Raw genomic sequence first — 21,485 nt, 5'->3', positions numbered from 1 at the left:
CCCGGCGCCCGAATGACCTCGGGCACCCCCGCACCTCGTGAGGTGGCCCGCTGATGGGCGACCTCGCGGTGAACATCGCTCTGGTGTTCGTGTTCGTCCTCGTCGGCGGCGTGTTCGCCGCGACGGAGATGGCCCTCGTCACGTTGCGTGAGAGTCAGATCAATGCGATCGCTGCTCGTGGCAGACGAGGCGAGAAGGTCGCGAGCCTGGCTCGCAACCCGAACACCTTCCTCTCGGCGGTGCAGATCGGCGTGACGGTCGCCGGCTTCGCCTCGGCCGCGTACGGTGCGACCTCGATCGCCCCGTCGGTCGCGCCTCTGCTCGAGAACCTCGGGGTCGCCGCTCCGCTGGCTCTCACCCTCTCGACCGTGCTGCTGACGCTCGTGATCGCCTACCTGTCGCTCGTGCTCGGCGAGCTCGTGCCCAAGCGGCTCGCCATCCAGCGCAACGCCCAGTTCGCGTATGCCGTCGCGCCGGTGCTCGACGGCTTCGCCGTGGTCATGAGGCCGGTCATCTGGCTGCTGTCGGTGTCGACGAATGCGGTCGTGCGTCTGCTGGGCGGCGACCCGCACAAGGCGGCGGACGAGCTCAGCGAGGAGGAGCTGCGCGACATCGTCGCGACGCATCAGAGCCTCCCCGACGACGAGCGACGCATCCTCGACGACGTGCTGTCGCTGCGCGGACGTCAGGTGAGCGAGGTCATGCGGCCCCGTCCCGAGGTCGTCGCGCTCGACGGCGCCGCGACGCTCGCCGAGGCCATCGCGGACGTGCGCGAGCTGCCGTTCTCGCGGTACCCGGTGATCGACGCCTCGCTCGACGACATCGTGGGCTTCGTGCATGTGCGCGACCTCTTCGAGGCCGCCGCCGACGACGCGACGCGCGCGGTGCTCGGACTCATGCGTCCCGTCGAGTACGTGCCCTCGACCGCGGGCGTGCTACCCACCCTGACCCGCATGCGGGCGGCCGGTCACCAGATCGCCGTCGTGGTCGACGAGTACGGCGGCACTGACGGCATCGTGACGCTCGAGGACCTCGTCGAAGAGGTCGTGGGCGAGATCTTCGACGAGTACGACACGGAAGACCGGATGCCGGACGCCGGCGGCGCACTCGACGGCCGCCTCAACCTGCAGGACTTCGCCGAGATCACCGGGATCGCGCTGCCCCGTGGCGCATCGGACACGGTCGCGGGCTTCGTCACCGAGATGCTCGGCCGCCTCGCGGTGGTGGGTGATTCGGTCGAGGTGCCCGGTGCGACGATCCGCGTGACGGCCGTCGATCGTCGCCGGATCTCGGAGATCCGAGTGGCCGTGCACGAGGACGCCTCGCCGACCGACTGAGTCGAGTCTCAGGTCTCGTTCCAGAGTCGGCGGTAGTACTCGAGCCGAGGCGGCTCGTGCAGGTCGGCCGGCACCGTGACTCCGCGCTCGACCGCGTTCGCGATCCTCCATGCGGGGCTCCAGGTCCAGGGGCACTGCTCGACGGGCAGCGAGTCGTGCATCGCGCGCAGCGCGGTTCCGACCGCGCGTACGGCGGTCTCGGGGTCGTCGATCCATCGGGGGTCCACAGCGCTGCGGCCCGGGAGTGCAGCCGTGACGAGCCACTCGTGCGTGGCGTCCTCACCCTGATCGATCACCTCGGGAACCGCGATCCAACGCCGTGCCCACCGCATCCGCTCCGCTTCGTCCCGCATGTTCGCCTCGGCGTCATGCGGGCCCCACTTGATGTAGCGCCCGTCGTCGGTGCGAAAGGTGAGCCCGCCGATGCCGTTCAGCCATACCGGCGTGAGCGTGGCGCCCGCGGCCAGTGACCGCACGATCGGCGGGATCTCCGTCGTCGTGGAGGGGATGCTCATGGGGCGCTCATCTCATGTTCGAACGTATATCGGTATGCGTGTATTTTTCCGGCTCCGGGCGGCGGGACGCGGTTAGTCTCAGTCGCGGTCGCCGTCGGCGGCCGCATCATCCATCCCACTCGACACATCAGAGGTCTTCGTGCGCGTTTCGTCCCGGTCACAGTGGTGGCGGCGGCAGGGCAGCGATGCCGATGCCTCCTCGTCCGCATCCGCGGCTTCCGAGGTCGCACCCGGTGCCGATTCCGATGCCGCTCACGCTACCGCGGTCGGGCTGCCGAAGGCTCCGGCGATCTCGTCGCAGGAATCCGGCGAACGGGATCTCGACCAGTTCGTCGAGTGGATCTGGAGCGGCGACGTTCCGGCATCCGCACAGGCACCTGACGCCGGCGTCGAGAGCACACGCATCACCATAGAGGAGCAGTACAACATGAGTTCACTTGACGACGCCCTGCAGCAGCTGCTGGCCATCGAGGGCGCCACCGGCGCCGCGATCGTCGACTACGGCAGCGGAATGGCACTCGCCCAGGGCGGCAACCCCTCATTCGACCTGGGGATCGCCGCCGCGGGCAACTCGAACGTCGTGCGCGCCAAGCTGGCGACGATGCGCGACCTCGGCATCACGGATGAGATCGACGACATCCTCATCACCCTGAGCTCGCAGTATCACCTGATCAACGTGCTCAACACGACCGGTGCGAGCGGGCTCTTCATCTACCTCGTGCTCAACAGCGCGTCGGCGAACCTCGCGCTCGCACGTCACAAGCTGAAGGGCATCGCCGCGCAGATCCAGGTCTGATCTCGCGAGTCATTCCGAAGGGGCGGGGCCGTCATGGCCCCGCCCCTTCGACGTGCGCGGCGTAGGCTCGGGGTCGACACCGTCGCGAGGCCTCTGGCGATGTGTCGCCTGAAACTCGGAATCAGCTAAACTGACACTGAGTCGCGCACGTTTCGAAGGAGAACCGCATGCAGATCCAGGGCTCGAGTGCTCTCATCACCGGCGGTGCGTCCGGTCTGGGCCTCGCCACCGCGCGAACGCTCGCCGCCGCCGGCGCCGTCGTCACCATCCTCGACCTGCCCTCGTCGGCCGGGGCCGAGATCGCCGCAGACCTCGGCGGGGTGTTCTCGGCCGGAGACGTCACGAGCGCTGAGGATGCCGCTGCCGCCGTGGCCGCAGCGCAGGCCGCCGCTCCGCTGCGGATCGTCGTCAACTGCGCCGGCATCGCCCCGCCGGCGAAGGTGCTCGACCGCGAGGGCAACCCGGCCGTGCTCGCCGACTTCGAGCGCGTCGTCCGCATCAACCTCGTCGGCACCTTCAATGTCCTGTCCCAGGCCTCCGCCGTGATCGCGAAGAACGACGTGACCGACACCGGCGACCGTGGCGTCATCGTGAACACCGCGAGCGTGGCCGCTTTCGACGGGCAGATCGGCCAGCCGGCGTACTCGGCCTCGAAGGGCGGCGTGCACGCCATGACGCTTCCCGTCGCTCGCGAGCTCGCTCGTTACGGCATCCGCGTCTGCACGATCGCTCCCGGCATCATGGAGACCCCGATGCTGATGGGCCTGCCGCAGGCGGCGCAGGACTCGCTGGGCCAGCAGGTGCCGTTCCCCTCGCGTCTCGGACGCCCCGACGAGTACGCCTCTCTCGTGCAGCAGATCGTCGAGAACGGCTACCTCAACGGCGAGACGATCCGCCTCGACGGCGCGATCCGCATGGCACCGAAGTAAGCCCGAACCCCGAAGTCCCGAAGCCCCGACGCTCCAAGGAGAATCCATGTCACTGGCAGGCAAGACCATCCTGATGTCCGGCGGCAGCCGCGGCATCGGACTCGCGATCGCACTGCGTGCCGCGGCTGACGGCGCGAACATCGCGATGCTGGCGAAGACCGACACCCCGCATCCGAAGCTCGAGGGAACGGTGCACACGGCCGCCGACCAGATCAGGGCGGCGGGCGGTCAGGCGCTGCCGATCGTCGGGGACGTGCGCGACGACGACGACATCACCGAGGCCGTGCTCAAAACGCAGGGCGAGTTCGGCGGCATCGACATCGTCATCAACAACGCCAGCGTCATCGACCTCTCGCGCTCGCTCGACCTCGGCGCGAAGAAGTATGACCTGATGCAGGACGTGAACGTCCGCGGCACGTTCATGCTCTCGCGCGCGGCGGTGCCGATCCTCAAGGACGCCGAGAACCCCCACATCCTGTCGCTGTCGCCGCCCCTGAACCCCACGCCGAAGTGGCTCGGTGCGCACACGGGATACACGCTCGCGAAGTTCGGCATGACGATGGTCACGCTCGGCCTTGCCGCGGAGTTCGCCCGCGACGGCATCGCCGCCAACACCCTGTGGCCGCGCACCACCATCGCCACCGCCGCGGTGCAGAACCTGCTCGGCGGCGACAAGGTCATGGCGGCGAGCCGCACGCCCGACATCTACGCCGACGCCGCCTATGCGGTGCTGCTCAAGCCCGCGGCCGAGTACACCGGTCAGACCCTGATCGTCGAGGACGTGCTCGAGGCCGACGGTGTGACCGACTTCTCGCATTACGCCGCCGTCCCCGGCACTCCCGACGACCGGCTGTTCCCCGACATCTTCCTCGACTGAGGCGGTTCTGCCGCGGGGAGCAGGCGCTCAGAACAGCAGGTAGACGGCGCCGGCGATCGTCAGCACGATCACGATGCGGTCGAACAGCACCTGGTTCATGCGCTTCGCGAGGCGGATGCCGCCCAGAGCGCCGAGCACCACGAGCGGCGCGAGCACGGCATCCATGAGCAGCACGTGGCCCTCGAAGAGGCCGAGGCCCGCGAGGAACGGGATCTTCACGAGGTTGATGATCGCGAAGAACCAGGCCGAGGTGCCGAGGAACACCTGCACGGGCGTGCGGGTGGCGAGGAAGTACATCGACATCACGGGTCCGCCCGCATTGGCGACCATGGTCGTGAAGCCCCCGAGAGTGCCGTAGACGCCCGAGAGCACGATGCCTCCCGGTGCGGGCGCCGCGGCATCCGCCCGGTCCTGCCGCCATCGCCGCCACAGGGTGACTGCGATCATCGCCAGCAGGATCACGCCGATCGCCCGACGCACGATGCCGTCGCCGGCGAGCGCGAGGAACGCGAAGCCGGCCAGCAGCCCTGCGAGTACGGCGGGCGCGAGGCGCAGCAGCGTCGGCCAGTGCGCGTGGCGGCGATAGGTGATCAACGCGAACACGTCGCCGACGATGAGCAGCAGGAGCATCGCGGCGGTCGACGTGCGCGCGGGGAGCACGGTCGCGAACAGTGCGATGGCCAGGATGCTGCCGCCGGGGAGCGCGGTCTTCGAGATGCCGATCGTGAAGGCGGCGAGGCCGAGCGCCGCCCAGGCGAGGGGTGCGAGTTCGATCACCGGGTCATCGGCCGACTCAGCTGCGGGTCGCAGCGAGCGCCGCGGCGAAGCGGGCCGAGCGCTGTTCGATGTCGGCCCAGTCGGATGCAGCGAGCGAGGCGCCGTTCGCGAGGTCGCCGCCCGCTCCGACCGCCACGGCTCCGGCGCGGAACCAGTCGGCGAGGTTGTCGGGGCTGACGCCTCCCGTCGGCATCAGCGGAGCATCCGGGAACGGTCCGCGCAGCGCGCCGAGGTACGAGGGCCCGCCGAGGGACGCGGGGAAGATCTTGACCACGTCGACGCCGAGCTCGAGCGCGCCCATGACCTCGGTCGGGGTCATGGCACCTGTCATGACGACGCGGCCGGTCTCGAGCATCGCTCGGGTCAGAGCGGGCAGGGTTCCGGGGCTGACGAGGAACTCCGCACCGGCATCGGCGGCGAGGGCGGCCTGCTCGGCAGTCGTCACTGTGCCCGCGCCGATGTAGGCCGCGTCGCCGTGGCGCGCGATGAGTTCGCGGATCACCGAGGGGGCGTCGGGGGTCGAGAAGGTGACCTCGATGCCGGTCACGCCACCGCGGATGATCGCCTCGGACGCCTCGAGTGCGAGCTCGGGCGAGGGTGCGCGCAAGACGGCGAGGACGCCGGCGGAACGGGCGCGGGAGAGGCGGTCGGGCATGGCGAAGACTCCTTCGATGGGGGATCGGCTCCATTCTCCCCGACCGCAGCCTGTAACTACAAGTGGCGCGGGTGTGGCCAGGCCTCGACGACGTCCTTCGCCTGCTTGAGGCCGAGCCCGGTGTGCTCCCTGACCAGCTTGATCGCCTGGATCTTCTGCTCGGCGGCGATGAGCCGGTCGACCTCGGAGGCGACGGATGCCGGCAGCGCGCCCCGCACCGACGACGGCGTCGCCGTGATCGACGAGTGGGCGGCCGAGGCGTTCGAGACGGCCGCGAGGTGCGGTGCCGTGGTGCTGACGGACCAGTGGTCGATCCGGTCCTTGGCCTCCTGCAGGCGCACGCCCGTGTGCTGCCGGTAGAGCTTGATCGCGTGGATCTTCTGCCCGGCCGCGACGAGACGATCGATCTCGGCGATCGCCGCAGGCGTCAGCTGCGATGCCGAGGCGGTCGACGTCGAAGCGGATGCCACGGATCGGGCCATCGTCGGCGACGGGGTGAACACGTGCGGCTCCGGTGCCTTCGGGCGCATCGATCGCAGGGCGGCGCCGATGATCACCACGCCCACGACGACAGCTGCGATGACCGCGCCGACAGCGATGATGATGTCCATGGGGTCAGTCTAGGGACGCCGGGGCCGGCGCCCCAGGCGCTTCCCACCCGGCACCGCGTACCCTGGAGGTATGACCGAGACTCCCCGCACGCGCGAGACGCGCCCCGCCACGGCACCCGCGTCGTCCCGTTCGGGGGCAGTCCGCTCGACCGGCACCCCGCAGGTGCGTCCTGCGACCGAGGGGTGGACGCAGCAGAAGGATGCCGAGGGGCGGCCGCTGCTGCAGTTCGCGAGCCCGAAGCGCGGCAAGCCGCCGGTGCATCTCGCCGACCTCACGCCCGCCGAGCGCGTCGAGAAGGTCAAGGAGCTCGGCCTGCCCGGCTTCCGCGCGAAGCAGCTCTCGACCCACTATTTCCGGCACTACACGTCGGATGCTGCGGAGATGACGGATCTTCCGGCCGACACCCGGGAGCAGCTCGTCGCCGGCATGCTGCCGCCGCTGCTCACCGAGGTGCGCCGCCTGGAGACCGACCGCGGCGACACGATCAAGTTCCTCTGGCGTCTGCACGACGGCGCGCTGGTCGAGTCGGTTCTCATGCGCTATCCGGGCCGCATCACCCTGTGCGTCTCGTCGCAGGCCGGGTGCGGCATGAACTGCCCGTTCTGCGCCACCGGCCAGGCGGGTCTCACCCGCAACATGTCGACCGCCGAGATCATCGAGCAGATCGTCCGCGCCAACCGCCTGATCGCCGAGGGCGGTCTCGGCGGCAAGAAGGCCGACGACCACTCGATGGAGCGCGTGTCGAACATCGTCTTCATGGGCATGGGTGAGCCGCTCGCCAACTACAAGCGCGTGATGGATGCGGTGCGCTCGATGGTCGCGCCCCAGCCCGACGGCCTGGGCATGAGCGCGCGCGGCATCACGGTGTCGACGGTCGGACTCGTGCCGGCCATCAAGAAGCTCGCCGACGAGGGCATCCCCGTCACCTTCGCGCTGTCGCTGCACGCACCGGATGACCACCTGCGCGACGAGCTCATCCCGGTGAACTCGCGCTGGAAGGTCGACGAGGCGCTCGACGCCGCCTACGACTACTACGCCAAGACCGGCCGCCGTGTCTCGATCGAGTACGCGCTGATCAAGGACATGAACGACCACGCCTGGCGCGCCGACCTGCTCGCCGACAAGCTCAACGAGCGCGGCCGCGGCTGGGTGCACGTCAACCCGATCCCGCTGAACCCGACGCCCGGCTCGATCTGGACGTCGTCCGAGCCCTCGGTGCAGAACGAGTTCGTGCGCCGCCTCAACGACGCAGGCATCCCGACGACCCTCCGCGACACTCGCGGCAAGGAGATCGACGGTGCCTGCGGTCAGCTCGTCGCGACGACCGAAGACGAGGCTGCCTCCGCCGCCATGGCCTGAGGGCCGGTGCCGCGATCGCGAAGGCCGTCGCGGCGACCGAGAGTCTCGGCGCGCGACAGCCACGACTCGATGCGCGCGGGGCTCGCGTCCTTGACGCCCAGCATCCGCGTGGTGCGCACCGAGCGGATGCCGCAGAACCTCATCGTCCCGCGGGCGACGTGCGTCTGCGCCGGGAGCCCGGTGAAGGGCGTGAGGAACCACGGGGTGTCCGCCAGCAGGAACAGGCGTCCGTTCGCAGCCGTCAACAGGCCTTCGGGCATCCCGAGCTTCGAGTACCGGTACTCCTGCTGCGGCAGCAGGGCCCGATCGAAGAAGCCCTTCAGCAGCGCCGGCACCGACCCCCACCAGAGCGGCGTGAACACCACGACCGTCCGCGCTTCGGCCAGTGCGCGCTTCGCGTCGATCAGGTCGGGCTCGAGCTGCATGCGCCGGCGGTAGCCGAAGCGCAGCGACGGATCGAAGTCAAGATCGCGCAGAGCGAGGACACGGGCGTCGCCATGCGCGGCGGCATAGCGTCGGGCCAGTTCTGCGGTGAGGGATCCGGCATCGGGGTGGCCGTCGATGATCAGTGCGGATGACATGTGCGCTCCTATGTTGACAGTGTCAAGCAATGGTGGACACTGTCAAGATAAGCAACAATGTTGCTTGTGTCAAGTTCCCGATCCGGCTATCACCACGGTGACCTCGCCCACGCCCTCGAGGCGGCGGCGATGCAGCTGCTCGCCGAGAAGCCCGCGGGGGAGATCAGCCTGCGCGAGGTCGCCCGCGCCGCCGACGTGAGCCATAACGCCCCGTATCACCACTTCTCCGACCGGCGCGGTCTGCTCAAGGTCCTCGCCGAGCGCAGCATGGCCGACCTGGTGGCCGCGGTGCGCGGCGGGATCGAGGAGGCGCCGGACTCCGCATCCGCCGTGATCGAAGGCGGTGCCGCGTACATCCGCTACGCGGTCGAGCATCCGCACGGCTTCGACGTGATCTACGACCCCACGGTGTGCATCCCCGGTGAGCCGAGCGAGACCATGGCCCCCCTGATCGATGAGCTCGAGCAGCTGCTGTCGGAGGCGTCCGTGGCCGCGGGCCTCGACGCACAGAGCGTCACCGGAGTGTGGGGCCTCGTGCACGGACTCGGAACGCTGTGCGCCGCCGGGCATTTCTCGCTCGACGACGCGCTCGCCGCGTGCGCCGATGCGCTCGTCCGCATGCTGCCGCGCTGACCCTGACGAGGCCCGCGGAGGCGGAGACACAGGGTTCGTGCACGTTTTCCACAGGCGACATTTCGTAGATTGTCGGAATGCCCTATTCCGCTCACCGCCCAGGACGGTTCGATTCGCAGGGTCGGATCATCCTCGACAGCGACCCGAACGCTGACACGGACGACCTCGACTTCCTGCGCGCGTACGAGCCCACGGGCGCCGATCTGCCGCAACCGCAGCAGGCACCCGAGGTGCCCGATGCGCCGGAGCAGGAGCAGGATGCCGCGGCATCCGCCCGTCCCGTGCGTGAGCCCAAGCCCCGGCGTCAGCCGCGCGAGCGCGCACCGCGCGTGCCGGGTTCGCGTCTGCGCAAGCTCGCCATCCTCGGCGGAGCCGAGGGCGAGATCCTCGACCGCGTCCCCGGCGAGACCCCGCGCTTCGTGCAGATGTTCTTCGTGCTGGCCGGAACCGCACTGGTCTCGGCGATCTCCATGCTGTTCGCACTGACCACGGGCGTGCAGGCCGCGATCTGGCTGGCCGTGCCGCTGGCGGTCGTCTGGGCGCTCATCATCTTCAACCTCGATCGCTTCCTCACCTCGACCATGACGTCGACCCGCAACGTCTGGAAGCTCATCGGCCTCGCGATCCCACGTGTGATCATGGCCGCGATCATCGGCTTCGTCGTCGCCGAGCCGCTCGTGCTGCAGATCTTCCACAACGACATCGCGCGCGAGGTCGCCTCGACGAACATCACCCAGGCGCAGGCCGACCAGGATGCACTCGAGACCGGCCCCGAGAAGAAGGCGCTCGACGCCGCATCCGACCGCGTCGCCGAGCTCGAGAACCAGGCGGCGACCGGAATCGTCGCCGGCACCGACTCGTCGTCGGCGACCGAATCGGCCGCGCAGGCCACGGTCGACGACCTCACGGCCAAGATGACCGAGCAGCAGGCCGTGATCGACCAGGCCCGCGTCCTCTACCAGTGCGAGCTCACCGGCGAAGGTGCAGGCACGGTTCCCGGCTGCACCGGCGTGAACGGCGAGGGTGCGAGCTCGGATGCCGCCCAGGCCCAGCTCGCCGAGGCGCAGCAGACCTACGACGCGCTCGCCGCGCAGCTGCGCACCGCCAACGAAGAGCTGGCAGCCGCGGGCACCGCCGCCAAGGAGAACACCAGCACGTCGGAGTCGCAGAACCGTGAAGAGGCGCAGTCTCAGCTGCCCGCCGCGCGCGACAGCTATGACACCGCGCTCGCCGCGTACAACGCGCGCGCCGAATCGGTGGCGTCCGGCAACGCGGGCGCGATCGGTCTGCTCAGCCAGATCAGCGGTCTGAACAGGCTCAGCGAGAAGGAGCCGACGATCCTGTGGGCGCACATCCTCATCGCCGCACTGTTCTTCATGATCGAGCTGCTGCCCGTGCTCGTGAAGGTGCTCACCTCCTACGGCGACCCGTCGCTCTACGAGAAGGCCGTCGCGATCCGCAAGCAGGTCGCGCTCGACAAGGTGACCGCCGAGGGGTTCCGCGACCGCGCGGCGATCGTCACCGTGCAGTCGCAGGGGATCCAGGCGGATGCCGGATCAGGCGAACCGCAGACCCGCGCCGAGCGCAAGGAGGCCGCCCAGGCCGCCGAAGAGCGTGACGCGGCGCAGGAGCGCGAGCTCGCCGAGAAGCGCGCCCAGGCGCAGACGCTCGCCGAGCAGGAGCAGCTGGTCGAACCGCGCGTCTGACCGCCTGCAGCGTTGGTTCCGATTGCAGTCGGTGCCGTCTGGTCATGCCGGGTGGATGCCCGCTGGGTGGCACCGGTGTCGCGTGGCGGGAGTATCGGGCTGCTCTCAGCGAGCGCCTTTAGCGTGACGGCATGAGAAGACGGCGTCAGACGATCATCGTGTCCACGGTCGGAGTGGCCGTCGTGGTCATCTACGCCGGCCTGGCCGCACTGCAGATCCTCGTGTTCACACCGCTTGCCGCGGCGCCAGGACTCTCTCTCGCAGAGGTCAAGGCCGAGATGCACAGTGCAGGAGAGTCGCTGAACGAGGCCAGTACGATCTCCATCCTCGCGATCGGCCCGCTGATCGCCGTGGTCGTCGCCGCGATCGCGGTGAGAGCTCGCGCACACCCCGCGATTCCGGCCATCACGCTTCTCAGCGTTCTGATGTTGGGCGGGCCAGGGCTCTTCGTCGCGTCCTTCGGACCCGGCATGGGGATGGCGGACACCTTCATGGTGGCGGGCGGGATCTTCCTCCCGGGGGTGATGCCGTTCTTCGTCGTCAGCGTGATCGCGGGGGTAGCCCTGACGGTGGGGGTGATCCTGGCGGCGACACTCGCGAGAGGGCGTGCGCGTCCGGAGCCGGCCTCACGTCCGTCGGTCTGAGACCGGTCACGGAGATCCGGGCCCGGCGTCTGCCACGGCCGGTAGCGTTATGGCATGGTCAACTATCGCTATCTCGGCAACAGCGGTCTCAAGGTCTCTGAGATCACCTACGGCAACTGGGTCACGCACGCTTCGCAGGTCGGCGACGACGCCGCCGTCAAGACGGTGCACGCGGCGCTCGACGCCGGCATCACCACATTCGACACCGCAGACACCTACGCGAACACCGCGGCAGAGGTCGTGCTCGGCAAGGCGCTCGAGGGTCAGCGCCGCGAGGGTCTCGAGATCTTCACGAAGGTCTACTTCCCGACCGGCCCCAAGGGTCCGAACGACACCGGGCTGAGCCGCAAGCACATCCTCGAATCGATCAACGGCTCGCTGACGCGACTCGGCACCGACTACGTCGACCTCTACCAGGCGCACCGTTTCGACTACGAGACCCCGCTCGAGGAGACGTTCCAGGCATTCGCCGACGTCGTGCGCCAGGGCAAGGCCCTCTACATCGGCGTGTCGGAGTGGACGGCCGAGCAGCTGCGCGAGGGGCATGCGCTCGCGAAGCAACTCGGCGTGCAGCTGATCTCGAACCAGCCGCAGTACTCGATGCTGCACCGTGTGATCGAGGGCAAGGTCGTGCCCGCATCAGAGGAGCTCGGCATCTCGCAGATCGTCTGGTCGCCGATGGCGCAGGGCGTGCTGTCGGGCAAGTACCTGCCGGGTCAGCCGGTTCCGGAGGGCTCCCGCGCGACGGATCCGCACAGCGGCTCCGACTTCATCAAGGGGTTCCTGCAGGACGACATCCTCACCGCCGTGCAGAAGCTCAAGCCGATCGCCGAGCAGGCCGGCCTGTCGATGCCGCAGCTCGCGATCGCCTGGGTGCTGCAGAACCCGAACGTCGCCGCAGCTCTCGTCGGAGCCTCGCGCCCCGAGCAGCTCGCCGAGACGGTCAAGGCCTCGGGCGTGACGCTCGACGCCGACACGCTCGCGGCGATCGACACCGCACTGGGCGACACGGTCAACCGCGATGCAGAGGCCACGTACTCGGTGTCGCCGAAGGCCCGCCTGGTCTGACGGATGCATGACGAAGGCCGCCGTCCCTGAGGGGCGGCGGCCTTCGTCATATCCGGATGCGCTTACTCCTTGACGGCGCCGGCGGTCAGGCCCTGCACGATCCAGCGGCTCGCGAGTGCGAACATCACCATGGTCGGCAGGATCGTCAGCACGGCTGCGGCGCTCATCGAGCCCCAGTCGATGTTGAAGGTCGAGATGAACCCGTTCAGCGCCGACGGCACGGTGCGGTTCTCGTCGGTGTTCATCAGCACGACCGACAGGAACAGCTCGTTCCAGCAGTTGACGAAGTTGAAGATGAAGGCCGCGATGATGCCCGGGGTCATCACCGGCACGAGCACCCGGAACAGCGCGCCGAAGCGCGAGCATCCGTCGATCATCGCCGCCTCTTCGAGCGCGTCCGGCACGTTCTCAAAGAAACCGCGCAGCATGACCGTGGAGAACGGGATGCAGACCGCGATGTACACGAGGATCAGGCCGGGCTTGGTGTCGACGAGGCCCAGGTCGGTCATCATCGAGTACAGCGGCCCCAGCGCGATGAACGCGGGGATCATCTGCGTGAGCAGGAACGCCACCAGCACCGTCCCCTTGCCGCGGAACTCGAAGCGCGCGATCACATAGGCGCTGAGCAGAGCGATGAGCGTCGCGACCGCACCCGCGATCGTCGCCACCAGAGCCGAGTTGCCGAGGAAGACCCCGAACGAGCTCTGCTCGAACAGGCTCACGTAGTTGTCGAGCGACGGCTCGCTGGGCCAGTACTCGATCGGGAAGGAGTTGATCGTTCCCGGCGACTTGAACGACGTCAGCGCGATCCAGTACAGCGGGAAGAGCGTGATGACGAGCCAGAGGGCGAGACCGACGACGCGCACGACGCCGCCGACCGAGACCTTGCGCTTCGGACGCGGTGCCTTCGCGATGTCGGGGACGGTGAGACGCCGGGTCTCGGTGACCGTGGTTCCGGTGATGGTCATCGCTGGACCCTCCGCATCGCCATGAGGTAGAACGCGCAGAACACGAACAGGAACGCGACGACGATGAGTCCGATGGCGCTCGCGATGCCGTAGTTGCCCTGCTGCGTGTAGTTGATCATCCACGTCGTGATGATGTGGGTCTGGTTCGCCGGCCCGCCGTTGGTCATCGCGTAGATGATGTCGGGGAAGTTGAAGATCCAGATGATGCGCAGCAGGATCGTCAGCAGCAGCGTCATCGAGATGTACGGGATGATGATCGAGAACAGCTGACGCACCTTGCCTGCGCCGTCGAGGCTCGCGGCCTCGAGCATCTCATCGGGCACGGACTGCAGAGCCGCGAGGATCATGATCGCAAAGAAGGTCACGCCGTACCAGATGTTGGCGACGATGACCGCGAACATCGCGAGCTTCGGATCCGCCAGCCAGGGCAGCGGGGCGTCGATCAGGCCGGCCTTCATGAGCAGGTCGTTCACGACGCCGAACTCGGCGTTGAACATCCAGCGGAACAGCATCCCGATCAGGAAGCCCGAGACGGCCCACGGGAAGAACACGAGCGCCTGGTAGAGGCCGCGGAAGCGGAAGCGCTTGCGCAGGGCGAGCGCGATCAGGAAGCCGATCACGAGCTGAGGCACGAGCGAGCCGACGACCCACAGGACGGAGTTCCAGGCGACGATCGGGAAGGCAGGGTCCTGGAAGACGGTGACGAAGTTGTCGAAACCCACCCACGGGGTGGAGGTGAGATCCCACAGGTTCCAGTCGTGGAAGGCCATGCGTGCGCCCTGCAGCATCGGCCAGTAGGTGAACCAGCACACGAACACGATCGCCGGGGCCATGAAGGCCAGCAGCGTCAGCGCGTGGCGGCCACGGAAGGGGCGGCGCCGGCGGGATGCCGGGGAGGCCCCGCCGGCGGTGCCGACGGAGCCCCCTTCGAGAGTGGTCCGGGTCACGGATCAGCCCTTTTCCGCAGCGTACTTCTCGGTCCAGAAGGTGTCCCACGACTCGAGCAGCTCGGTGGTCGACATGTTGCCGAGCAGCACGTTCTGCACGTCCTGGTCGGACTTCTGGATCCACTCGGTCCACCAGCTGACGCCGCGAGGCTGCTTGACGTTGACGTAGGTCTCGGGGTCCTCGGTCATCGTGACATAGCTCGTCCACGGGCCCGAGGAGTAGAACTCGTCATCGGCTGCCTCGGAGATGATCGGCACGAGGCTGTTGGCCTGCGCGAACTCGGTGGCCGGCTCGGCCGACGAGAGGAACTCGACGAGCTTGACCGCAGCATCCTGGTGCTCGCTGTTCTCCGCGACGCCCCAGCCGGCGACGGCCAGCGGCTGCGCGGCCTTGCCCGACGGCCCGACGAGCAGCGGGGCGGTGTCCCACTGATCCTCGGTCAGAGAGGAGTCCTGCACGGTCGCGATGACCTCGGGGTCCTGCAGCAGGAACGCCGTGGTGCCGTTGGTGAAACCGGCGACCATCTCGGGGTAGCCCCACGACACGGCGGACGGCGGCGACGCCTCCTTGAAGAGGTCGAAGTAGTCGTCGACGGCTTCCTGTGCCTCGGGAGCGGCGAAGATCGTCGACCCGTCCTCCATCAGGAAGGCGTCATCGACGTCGAGGCCGTCGATCGTGTAGGCCTCGATCGCCGCGACCACATTGCTGTTCGCGTTCTGGCCACCGCGGAACGCATAGCCGTAGATGTTGTTCGCGGGGTCCTGGATGGCGCTGGCCTGCTCGAGCAGATCCTTCCAGCTGTGCGGCGGGCCGTCGAAGCCCGCCTCCTCGACGAGGTCGGTGCGATAGAACAGCGAGAGGCCGTAGAAGCCGTACGGCACGAAGTAGCTCTTGCCGTCTGCGGCCACGGACGCGGACTGCGCGTTGTCGGTGAGGGCATCCCAGCCGTCCCACTTCTCGAGGTCGGCCGAGATGTCATGCAGCCAGCCGTTGTTCGCGAACGGTCCGACGGTGATGTCGCGGACCTCGAGGACGTCGACGCCCTTGCCCGACTGCAGCATCTGCTGGATCTTCGCGTCGGCCTGCTCGGTGGGCGGCGAGACGAGCTTGACCTTGATGTCGGGGTTCTCCTTCTCGAAGTCGTCGAGGAGTCCGCGCAGCAGGTCGGTGCGGGCAGGATTGGTCAGGCTCTCGACCATCTGCAGGGTGACGGTGCCGTCGGCGGACTCGCCGCCGCCTGCGGAACAGCCGGTGAGCGCGAGTGCGGCGACGGTGCCGATTCCCGCGGCGGTCGTCAAGATTCTGTTCTTCTTCACGAGGTGCCTCTCAGTTGGTGATGGTGGTGGGTCGGGTGGTGGGTGGAGGGGTGGGTCGGGTCAGGAGACGATGATGGAGTCGGCGGTGCGGATGCCGGCACGGCGGAGGATCTGCGGGATGCAGCGCTCGACGAAGGCCTCGAAGTCGGACGCCTCTGTGTAGAGGTGCGCCGACAGGCGGAAGTAGCCGACGCCGCGGAAGCTGGTGAACGCGGTCTCGACGCCGGTCTCGTCGAGCAGGTCCATGCGCAGGGCATCGGCCTCTTCGCGGGTCGAGCCGAGTCCGAGCGGCAGTCGTACGAGTCGCATCGACGGCACGGGCGAGGGCAACGGAGTGAGGGGGTCTTCGTCGCCGTAGGGGCGCAGGCCCTCGGCGATGATCTCGGCCCCGGCATCCGCCATCTGCGCCATCGCCTGGCGGGCGTTGTGCCACCCGAACTCGGACTCGATGAACTCGATCGACGCCGGGGTGGCGAGATAGGTCGTCGCGTCGATCGTGCCCTGGGTGTCGAAGCGCTCGGGGTAGGGCTCGTTCGCCGCCCACGAGTCGATGAGCGGCCACAGGTCGTCGCGGTCGGGGGCGTTGGTGACGAGCAGGGCGGAACCGCGCGGGGCGCAGGGCCACTTGTGCAGGTTGCCGAACCACCAGTCGCCGCCGGCGACCGCGGCGGCATCGGCGACGAGACCGGGAGCATGAGCGCCGTCGACGAGGGTGCGGATGCCCCGTTCCGCCGCGAGCTCGGCGATGCGCCGGGTCGGCAGCATCCGCGCGGTCGGCGAGGTGATCTGGTCGACCACGATCAGGCGGGTGGCCGGAGTGAGTGCGTCGGCGAAGCGCTGCACGACCTCGTCGTCGGAGGCGAGCAGCGGCAGCTCGACGGCGCGGACGGATGCTCCGAAGCGGCGGGCCAGGCGCTGCGCGCCCATGGTGATCGCTCCGTAGCCCTGGTCGGTGACGAGGATCTCGTCGCCGCGCTCGAGGCGCAGGGCGTTGTAGACGACGGTGGCGGCCCCGGAGGCGTTCGGGACGAAGACGCTGTCTTCGGCATGGGCGCCGAGGAACGGAGCCGTGCGCTCGCGAGCGTCGCGCACCCGTTCGGCGATGCGAGGGAACCACTCGACCGGGCTGAGGTCGGCACGACGTCGCAGGGCATCCTGCTGCTCGACGACGGCCGTGGGAACCGCGCCGAACGAGCCGTGGTTCAGGTGGATCACGTCGGGATCGAGCGGCCACGCATCACGGGCTCGGATGCCGGAGTTCAGCGTGAGCGGTGCGGGGAAGAGTGGTGCGGGCATCGGTCCTCGTCGGTGCAATGGGGGAGTTGTTGCACAACTTTGCCACACGGCTTTCGAAATGGCTACGAAAAGGCGAGGATGAAACATAGTTGTCATACGAATTTGACGAAGGGTCTGCGTCCGACAGACTCAGCAAGGGGATCGGGCGGTGTCAGGAGGATGACGATGAGCGCACTGGACACAGCGCTGCACGGGCTGCGCGCGCTGATCGCGGACGGCGAGCTGCGTCCCGGCGACCGTCTGCCGAGCGAGGGGGAGCTGTGCGAGACGCTCGGCGTCTCACGCGGATCGCTGCGCGAAGCCATCCGCATGCTGGCCGCCCTCGGTGTGCTCGAGACCCGGCACGGCTCGGGCAGCTACGTCAGCGAGCTGCGCGCCGCCGACCTGATCGGCAGCCTCTCTCTCACAGTCGGACTCCTGCCCATGGCCGGGGTGCTCGAACTGACGGAGCTTCGCCGGGTACTCGAGCCCCATGCGGCTGCGCTCGCCGCGGCCCGCATCGACGCCGCCACGATCGAGACGCTCAGCGGCGTGCTCGATGAGATCGAGGCGAGCGACGACTTCGAGGACCACTCCCGCCTCGACCACGCCTTCCACATGACGATCTCGGAGGTCGCCGGCAACGACGCGCTCACGAGCCTGATCGACGTGCTGCGCTCACGCTCGCGGGCCTATCGGATCCCGGATGCCGGCGACGCCGCCGAACTCAAGCTCCACTCGGATGCCGGGCACCGGGCGATCCTCCGCGGACTCGCGGCGGCGGACCCGGTCGCGGCGTCGGCTGCGGCATCCGCCCACGTGGCTCAGACCGAGTACTGGGTGCGCCGGTACACCGATACGGATCTGCGCGCCGAAGGATCGTCCGTCGAGTCGCCCTGAGTGACGACGATCGCCCTCTCATCTCGCCCGTTCTGCACAGTTCGCCTCGGTCTGCACAGGCGTGCGGTCGCCCCGTGGGCCGTGCGGGACGCTGTGTGCGTATCGGGCGGAGGGGACGCCGCGGTCAGGCGAGGGTGATGTCGACCTGGATCTCCGTGGCGATGCGCTCGAGGTCGCGACGCAGGGCATCGATGTCGACCGACGACGGAACCCGCGCGATCACAGAGGCCTCGAACAGACGGCCGCCGGCCATCGCGGCATCCCGGGTCTCGGTCGCGAGCTCCTCGATGCTGAGTTCGTGCGCGTTCAGCACGTTCGAGACCTCGCGGACGATGCCGGATCGGTCGTTGCCCAGCACCCGGATCTCGAGTCGCTGCTCGTCCTCCGCGTCGTCATCAGGCGTTCCGGTGAGGACGGCGAGCGTCAGGAGCCCCTGTCCCTGAAGTCCGCGGAGCGCCGTCTGCAGCTCGTCGGAACGGTCGGCGGCGACCGAGACCTCGATCACTCCGGCGAAGGTGCCCGCGAGCTCGGCCAGCGAGCTGTTCTCCCAGTTTCCACCGTGGGCATCGACGACATCGGCGACGGCTGCGACGAGTCCGGGGCGATCGGCACCCGCGACAGTGAGGATGAGAGTAGTCATGCGGCCAGCGTAGCCGGAGCGCCTCGGCCCGCGACGTGCCATGACTCCGGAGAATGTGGCGGCTCGAACCCGAGGAAGCGTGTTCTCCCGGGTGACCTGCCCGGATCTCCGGAGTCATGGAAGCGGAACGAGGGTCAGTCGACCCAGACCCCGGTCTCGAGGAAGTGATCGAGGCGGGTGCGATGCGGGTCGAGGTCCCAGCCCTGCTCGGCGACCCACTCATCGTTGAAGTACGTGCCGGCGTAGCGGATGCCGCTGTCGCAGATGAGCGTGACGATGCTGCCGGTCTCGCCCGCCGCGCGCATGCGCGCGATCAGCTGGAATGCGCCGTACAGGTTGGTGCCGGTCGAACCTCCGGCCCAGTGCAGGGTGCGCTCGCGCAGCATCCGGATCGCGGCGATCGACCCCGCGTCGGGAACGCGGATCATCTCGTCGATCACACTGGGCACGAACGAGGCCTCGACGCGCGGGCGGCCGATGCCCTCGATGCGACTGGGGCGTCCGGCCGGCGCGTCGACGGTGCCCGCCCATCCGTCGTAGAACGCCGAACCCTCGGGGTCGACGACCGCGATCTGCGTCTCGTGGCGGCGGTACTTCACGTACCGGCCGAAGGTGGCGCTCGTGCCGCCGGTGCCTGCGCCCACGACGATCCAGCGGGGGATCGGGTGGCGTTCCTGCGACAGCTGGCTGAACACGCTCTCGGCGATGTTGTTGTTGCCGCGCCAGTCGGTCGCCCGCTCGGCGAACGTGAACTGGTCGAGGTAGTGGCCGTGGCATTCGGAGGCCAGTCGCTGAGCCTCAGGAGACATGTCCTCGGCGCGGTCGACGAAGTGACAGCGTCCGCCGTAGAACTCGATGAGGTCGATCTTCTCCTGGCTGGTCGAGCGCGGTACGACGGTGACGAAGGGCAGCCCCAGCATCCGCGCGAAGTACGCCTCGGAGACGGCCGTCGATCCGCTGGACGACTCGACGAGAGTGGAGTCCTCGGTGATGCGTCCGTTGACGAGTCCGTACAGGATCAGCGAGCGCGCGAGACGGTGCTTGAGCGACCCGGTCGGATGCACCGACTCGTCTTTCAGGTACAGGTCGATGCCCCACTCGGGTGGCAGCGGGAAGAGGTGCAGATGGGTGTCGGCGCTGCGGTTGGCGTCGGCTTCCAGCAGGGCGATCGCGGTGCTGGTCCAGTCGCTCATGCTTCGAGCGTAACGCTCCTCTAACGGGGCGTGTAGCCGCCCTCGCCCGTCTCGCCGTCGTACGTGAAGATCTCGTCCTCGAGGGTGATCTGGATGTCGTCGCCGAGGGGCTGCTCGGCGAGCAGACGCTCCTCGAGCATCGTCATGCGCTCCTCGTACTCCTGCGCCTGCGCATCGTCGACACCCCAGATGGTGGCGACCTTCATGTCGGTGAGGAAGTAGAGGAAGGCGGAGACGGCCGTGCGGTTGAACTCGGTGTCGGGGATGCTCTGCCAGAGCGCGCCGCTGTCGCGCAGGCGCTTGTACTCGTCGATCTTCGCCTGGAGCGCGTCGGCGATGGCGGAGGCGTCGGCGTCGGCGTCGCCCGAGCCGTCGGAGTCCGGGTCGCCCTGCGGTGCCTCGGAAGGCGCTGCGGGCTCTTCCGTGACGCTCGTGGCCGGAGGCGCGGTCGCCGGTTCGGTGCGCGAGCTCAGCAGCAGGCTCACGGCCACCGCGATGCCCACGACGACGATCAGCACGAACGCCGCGACCGCTGCGATGACGATGCCGACGGTCCGTCCTGAACGCGGAGGAGGAGGCGCGGACGGGGAAGCATATGCGGCGCCGTAGGGAGGCGACGGCTGCCCCGGGTGCGGCGGCGGGTACGCGGCCATCTGCGGATGCTGCCCCGGCTGGGGGGCAGAGGCGTACGGCGGCAGCGGCGGGGCGGGCGGCCCGGGCATCCCGCCCAGCGGCGGGGCCAGCGGGACGGAGGATCCGAGCTGTCCCGGCGCCGCGGCAGGCGGCGGAGGGATGACCGGGTCGGAGTCGGATGCCGGTGGATGCGCGTCGTCGACCATCGTGTCTTCCCCCCGATCGCATCGCCCCGTGCGATGCGTGCTCTCGTTCCAGGCTAGTCCGCGACCCGTGCTCGGCCGACTCGCCTGTGAGTGGATGCCGCGCGCGGATGCGGCTAGCGGACGGTGCCGGCGCGCGAGGTGCTGCCGTCGCCGTCGACGTGCAGCAGCGACGCCTGCGACTGCTCCTGCTGCAGCTGGAACTCGAAGCGCGAGCGGTCGCCGCGGTGATGGGCCACGAAGTACTCGATCGGCGTGCCGTCGGAGGAACGGCTCACGCTGCGCAGTCGCAGCAGGGCGGAGCCGGCGCTCACCCCCAGATGCTGCGCCTGCTCGTGGGTCGCGACGGTGGCCTCGGCCGAGCGGACCCCGCTGGTCGCCACGATGTCGTGATCGGCGAGCAAGCGGTACAGGGACCGCTCCGAGAGGTCGACGCCGAGCGTGACTCCGCCGACGGCATCCGGCATCCAGGTGGTCGAGAGCGACCAGGGTTCGCCGTCGACGTGACGCAGACGGTCGAGCACCACGACCGGTGCGCCAGGGTCGACCTCGAGTGCCGCCGCGATCTCGTCGTCGGCGAGAGTCTGCTCGTGGCGCAGGACGTCGCTGTGCACGTGCCCGCCGCGGCGCTCGACATCGTCGTAGAGGCCGATCAGCGTGTGCACCAGGCTCTCGCTCGTGCGGGGACGCGACACGAACGTGCCCTTGCCCTTGACGCGTTCGACGAGCCCCTCGTGCTCGAGCTGGGCCAACGCCTGGCGCACCACGGTGCGCGAGATGCCGTACCGCTCGCAGAGGCGGTGCTCGCCGGGCAGCGGGTCGCCGGGCTGCAGGCCGTCTCGCGAGATGCCGTCGACGATCAGCTGACGCAGCTGGTCGTACATGGGCGCGGCGGAGTGGCGGTCGATCGTGTCGTTCAT

General features: G+C 68.8%; 23 protein-coding genes. 10 read left to right on the top strand and 13 right to left on the bottom strand.

The annotated features are described in order from the left end of the window. Nucleotides 1–53 precede the first annotated feature (53 nt). A complete protein-coding gene (locus SOM10_RS06050) occupies nucleotides 54–1,337 on the top strand; it encodes a hemolysin family protein (RefSeq protein ID WP_056280479.1) in 1,284 nt (427 codons plus the stop codon). 8 nt (nucleotides 1,338–1,345) lie between these two features. Here SOM10_RS06050 and SOM10_RS06045 read toward each other — a convergent pair whose 3' ends face one another. Further along, nucleotides 1,346–1,852, bottom strand: coding sequence for a phosphotransferase (locus SOM10_RS06045; protein WP_320488959.1), 507 nt, complete (start codon nucleotides 1,850–1,852; stop codon nucleotides 1,346–1,348). 139 nt (nucleotides 1,853–1,991) lie between these two features. Here SOM10_RS06045 and SOM10_RS06040 point away from each other — a divergent pair, with 139 nt between their 5' ends. From SOM10_RS06040 to SOM10_RS06030, 3 genes are all read left to right on the top strand, one after another. Next, on the top strand, nucleotides 1,992–2,648 hold the full coding sequence (locus SOM10_RS06040; RefSeq protein WP_320488957.1) for a hypothetical protein: 657 nt from the start codon (nucleotides 1,992–1,994) through the stop codon (nucleotides 2,646–2,648). Between the two features lie 167 nt (nucleotides 2,649–2,815). Next, nucleotides 2,816–3,577 carry an SDR family NAD(P)-dependent oxidoreductase gene (locus SOM10_RS06035; protein WP_320488955.1) on the top strand — a complete coding sequence of 254 codons (762 nt, stop codon included), beginning with the start codon at nucleotides 2,816–2,818 and terminating at the stop codon, nucleotides 3,575–3,577. Nucleotides 3,578–3,623: 46 nt separating this feature from the next. Further along, entirely contained in the window at nucleotides 3,624–4,454 is an 831-nt protein-coding gene (locus SOM10_RS06030; protein WP_053097980.1) for an SDR family oxidoreductase, read from the top strand. A 27-nt stretch (nucleotides 4,455–4,481) separates the two neighbouring features. Here the strand turns inward: SOM10_RS06030 and SOM10_RS06025 are convergent, their stop codons facing one another. Genes SOM10_RS06025 through SOM10_RS06015 form a run of 3 tightly spaced genes read right to left on the bottom strand, consistent with a single transcriptional unit; the run spans nucleotide 4,482 to nucleotide 6,497 of the window. Continuing rightward, entirely contained in the window at nucleotides 4,482–5,231 is a 750-nt protein-coding gene (locus SOM10_RS06025) for a sulfite exporter TauE/SafE family protein (RefSeq protein ID WP_320488952.1), read from the bottom strand. A 16-nt stretch (nucleotides 5,232–5,247) separates the two neighbouring features. Then, nucleotides 5,248–5,886 (bottom strand): bifunctional 4-hydroxy-2-oxoglutarate aldolase/2-dehydro-3-deoxy-phosphogluconate aldolase, encoded by a 639-nt coding sequence (locus SOM10_RS06020; RefSeq protein WP_056280489.1) that lies wholly within the window; start codon nucleotides 5,884–5,886, stop codon nucleotides 5,248–5,250. Between the two features lie 56 nt (nucleotides 5,887–5,942). Beyond that, entirely contained in the window at nucleotides 5,943–6,497 is a 555-nt protein-coding gene (locus SOM10_RS06015; protein ID WP_053097977.1) for a ribosomal protein L7/L12, read from the bottom strand. A gap of 70 nt (nucleotides 6,498–6,567) precedes the next feature. On the opposite strand from SOM10_RS06015, the gene rlmN reads away from it, so the two are divergent. Beyond that, nucleotides 6,568–7,857, top strand: coding sequence for a 23S rRNA (adenine(2503)-C(2))-methyltransferase RlmN (rlmN, locus tag SOM10_RS06010; protein ID WP_171821948.1), 1,290 nt, complete (start codon nucleotides 6,568–6,570; stop codon nucleotides 7,855–7,857). Here rlmN and SOM10_RS06005 read toward each other — a convergent pair. After that, complete coding sequence (locus SOM10_RS06005) at nucleotides 7,806–8,438, bottom strand: NAD(P)H-dependent oxidoreductase (RefSeq protein WP_320488947.1); 633 nt, start codon at nucleotides 8,436–8,438, stop codon at nucleotides 7,806–7,808. The genes rlmN and SOM10_RS06005 overlap by 52 nt on opposite strands. Before the next feature lie 66 nt (nucleotides 8,439–8,504). On the opposite strand from SOM10_RS06005, the gene SOM10_RS06000 reads away from it, so the two are divergent. The 4 genes from SOM10_RS06000 to SOM10_RS05985 all read left to right on the top strand — a co-directional run bounded on the left by SOM10_RS06000 (nucleotide 8,505) and on the right by SOM10_RS05985 (nucleotide 12,489). After that, nucleotides 8,505–9,071, top strand: a complete 567-nt coding sequence (locus SOM10_RS06000; protein WP_320488945.1) for a TetR/AcrR family transcriptional regulator — start codon at nucleotides 8,505–8,507, stop codon at nucleotides 9,069–9,071. A 77-nt stretch (nucleotides 9,072–9,148) separates the two neighbouring features. After that, nucleotides 9,149–10,777 carry a DUF4407 domain-containing protein gene (locus SOM10_RS05995; RefSeq protein WP_320488944.1) on the top strand — a complete coding sequence of 543 codons (1,629 nt, stop codon included), beginning with the start codon at nucleotides 9,149–9,151 and terminating at the stop codon, nucleotides 10,775–10,777. 131 nt (nucleotides 10,778–10,908) lie between these two features. Further along, entirely contained in the window at nucleotides 10,909–11,421 is a 513-nt protein-coding gene (locus tag SOM10_RS05990) for a hypothetical protein (protein ID WP_295105388.1), read from the top strand. 54 nt (nucleotides 11,422–11,475) lie between these two features. Beyond that, nucleotides 11,476–12,489: an aldo/keto reductase family protein gene (locus tag SOM10_RS05985; RefSeq protein WP_053097972.1), complete on the top strand. Its 1,014-nt coding sequence runs from the start codon at nucleotides 11,476–11,478 to the stop codon at nucleotides 12,487–12,489. A gap of 62 nt (nucleotides 12,490–12,551) precedes the next feature. Here the strand turns inward: SOM10_RS05985 and SOM10_RS05980 are convergent, their stop codons facing one another. The 4 genes from SOM10_RS05980 to SOM10_RS05965 are packed head-to-tail and all read right to left on the bottom strand — an operon-like array spanning nucleotide 12,552 to nucleotide 17,017. Continuing rightward, nucleotides 12,552–13,457, bottom strand: a complete 906-nt coding sequence (locus tag SOM10_RS05980) for a carbohydrate ABC transporter permease (RefSeq protein ID WP_201778457.1) — start codon at nucleotides 13,455–13,457, stop codon at nucleotides 12,552–12,554. Next, nucleotides 13,454–14,404: a carbohydrate ABC transporter permease gene (locus tag SOM10_RS05975; RefSeq protein ID WP_053097971.1), complete on the bottom strand. Its 951-nt coding sequence runs from the start codon at nucleotides 14,402–14,404 to the stop codon at nucleotides 13,454–13,456. Before SOM10_RS05975 ends, SOM10_RS05980 begins: the two co-directional genes overlap by 4 nt. Before the next feature lie 3 nt (nucleotides 14,405–14,407). Next, nucleotides 14,408–15,721: an ABC transporter substrate-binding protein gene (locus SOM10_RS05970; RefSeq protein WP_053097970.1), complete on the bottom strand. Its 1,314-nt coding sequence runs from the start codon at nucleotides 15,719–15,721 to the stop codon at nucleotides 14,408–14,410. A gap of 60 nt (nucleotides 15,722–15,781) precedes the next feature. Then, nucleotides 15,782–17,017 carry an aminotransferase class V-fold PLP-dependent enzyme gene (locus SOM10_RS05965; protein WP_320488933.1) on the bottom strand — a complete coding sequence of 412 codons (1,236 nt, stop codon included), beginning with the start codon at nucleotides 17,015–17,017 and terminating at the stop codon, nucleotides 15,782–15,784. Between the two features lie 165 nt (nucleotides 17,018–17,182). Between SOM10_RS05965 and SOM10_RS05960 the strand changes: the two genes are divergently transcribed. Continuing rightward, a complete protein-coding gene (locus tag SOM10_RS05960) occupies nucleotides 17,183–17,896 on the top strand; it encodes a FadR/GntR family transcriptional regulator (protein ID WP_053099265.1) in 714 nt (237 codons plus the stop codon). 124 nt (nucleotides 17,897–18,020) lie between these two features. On the opposite strand, the gene SOM10_RS05955 is transcribed toward SOM10_RS05960, so the two are convergent. The 4 genes from SOM10_RS05955 to SOM10_RS05940 form a co-directional block, all read right to left on the bottom strand. Further along, nucleotides 18,021–18,536 carry a glycine cleavage system protein R gene (locus SOM10_RS05955; RefSeq protein ID WP_053097968.1) on the bottom strand — a complete coding sequence of 172 codons (516 nt, stop codon included), beginning with the start codon at nucleotides 18,534–18,536 and terminating at the stop codon, nucleotides 18,021–18,023. 134 nt (nucleotides 18,537–18,670) lie between these two features. Then, nucleotides 18,671–19,729: a PLP-dependent cysteine synthase family protein gene (locus SOM10_RS05950; RefSeq protein WP_072591991.1), complete on the bottom strand. Its 1,059-nt coding sequence runs from the start codon at nucleotides 19,727–19,729 to the stop codon at nucleotides 18,671–18,673. A 20-nt stretch (nucleotides 19,730–19,749) separates the two neighbouring features. Next, a complete protein-coding gene (locus SOM10_RS05945; RefSeq protein ID WP_320488931.1) occupies nucleotides 19,750–20,568 on the bottom strand; it encodes a hypothetical protein in 819 nt (272 codons plus the stop codon). 113 nt (nucleotides 20,569–20,681) lie between these two features. Beyond that, complete coding sequence (locus SOM10_RS05940) at nucleotides 20,682–21,485, bottom strand: GntR family transcriptional regulator (RefSeq protein WP_053097965.1); 804 nt, start codon at nucleotides 21,483–21,485, stop codon at nucleotides 20,682–20,684.

It is taken from the genome of Microbacterium sp. CFBP9023 (genome assembly GCF_034045055.1).
Lineage (GTDB): Bacteria > Actinomycetota > Actinomycetes > Actinomycetales > Microbacteriaceae > Microbacterium.
The sequence above is the reverse complement of the archived record's forward strand: the minus strand, read 5'-3'. Positions and strand labels throughout refer to the sequence as shown.

Coding starts and splice junctions, on each gene's coding strand:
- SOM10_RS06045 (WP_320488959.1), bottom strand. CDS start 1,852: ATGAGCATCCCCTCCACGACGACGGAGATCCCGCCGATCGTGCGGTCA.
- SOM10_RS05965 (WP_320488933.1), bottom strand. CDS start 17,017: ATGCCCGCACCACTCTTCCCCGCACCGCTCACGCTGAACTCCGGCATC.
- SOM10_RS06035 (WP_320488955.1), top strand. CDS start 2,816: ATGCAGATCCAGGGCTCGAGTGCTCTCATCACCGGCGGTGCGTCCGGT.
- SOM10_RS05995 (WP_320488944.1), top strand. CDS start 9,149: ATGCCCTATTCCGCTCACCGCCCAGGACGGTTCGATTCGCAGGGTCGG.
- SOM10_RS06015 (WP_053097977.1), bottom strand. CDS start 6,497: ATGGACATCATCATCGCTGTCGGCGCGGTCATCGCAGCTGTCGTCGTG.
- SOM10_RS06020 (WP_056280489.1), bottom strand. CDS start 5,886: ATGCCCGACCGCCTCTCCCGCGCCCGTTCCGCCGGCGTCCTCGCCGTC.
- SOM10_RS05955 (WP_053097968.1), bottom strand. CDS start 18,536: ATGACTACTCTCATCCTCACTGTCGCGGGTGCCGATCGCCCCGGACTC.
- SOM10_RS06050 (WP_056280479.1), top strand. CDS start 54: ATGGGCGACCTCGCGGTGAACATCGCTCTGGTGTTCGTGTTCGTCCTC.
- rlmN (WP_171821948.1), top strand. CDS start 6,568: ATGACCGAGACTCCCCGCACGCGCGAGACGCGCCCCGCCACGGCACCC.
- SOM10_RS05960 (WP_053099265.1), top strand. CDS start 17,183: ATGAGCGCACTGGACACAGCGCTGCACGGGCTGCGCGCGCTGATCGCG.
- SOM10_RS05940 (WP_053097965.1), bottom strand. CDS start 21,485: ATGAACGACACGATCGACCGCCACTCCGCCGCGCCCATGTACGACCAG.
- SOM10_RS05950 (WP_072591991.1), bottom strand. CDS start 19,729: ATGAGCGACTGGACCAGCACCGCGATCGCCCTGCTGGAAGCCGACGCC.
- SOM10_RS05985 (WP_053097972.1), top strand. CDS start 11,476: ATGGTCAACTATCGCTATCTCGGCAACAGCGGTCTCAAGGTCTCTGAG.
- SOM10_RS05945 (WP_320488931.1), bottom strand. CDS start 20,568: ATGGTCGACGACGCGCATCCACCGGCATCCGACTCCGACCCGGTCATC.
- SOM10_RS06005 (WP_320488947.1), bottom strand. CDS start 8,438: ATGTCATCCGCACTGATCATCGACGGCCACCCCGATGCCGGATCCCTC.
- SOM10_RS05990 (WP_295105388.1), top strand. CDS start 10,909: ATGAGAAGACGGCGTCAGACGATCATCGTGTCCACGGTCGGAGTGGCC.
- SOM10_RS05980 (WP_201778457.1), bottom strand. CDS start 13,457: ATGACCATCACCGGAACCACGGTCACCGAGACCCGGCGTCTCACCGTC.
- SOM10_RS06030 (WP_053097980.1), top strand. CDS start 3,624: ATGTCACTGGCAGGCAAGACCATCCTGATGTCCGGCGGCAGCCGCGGC.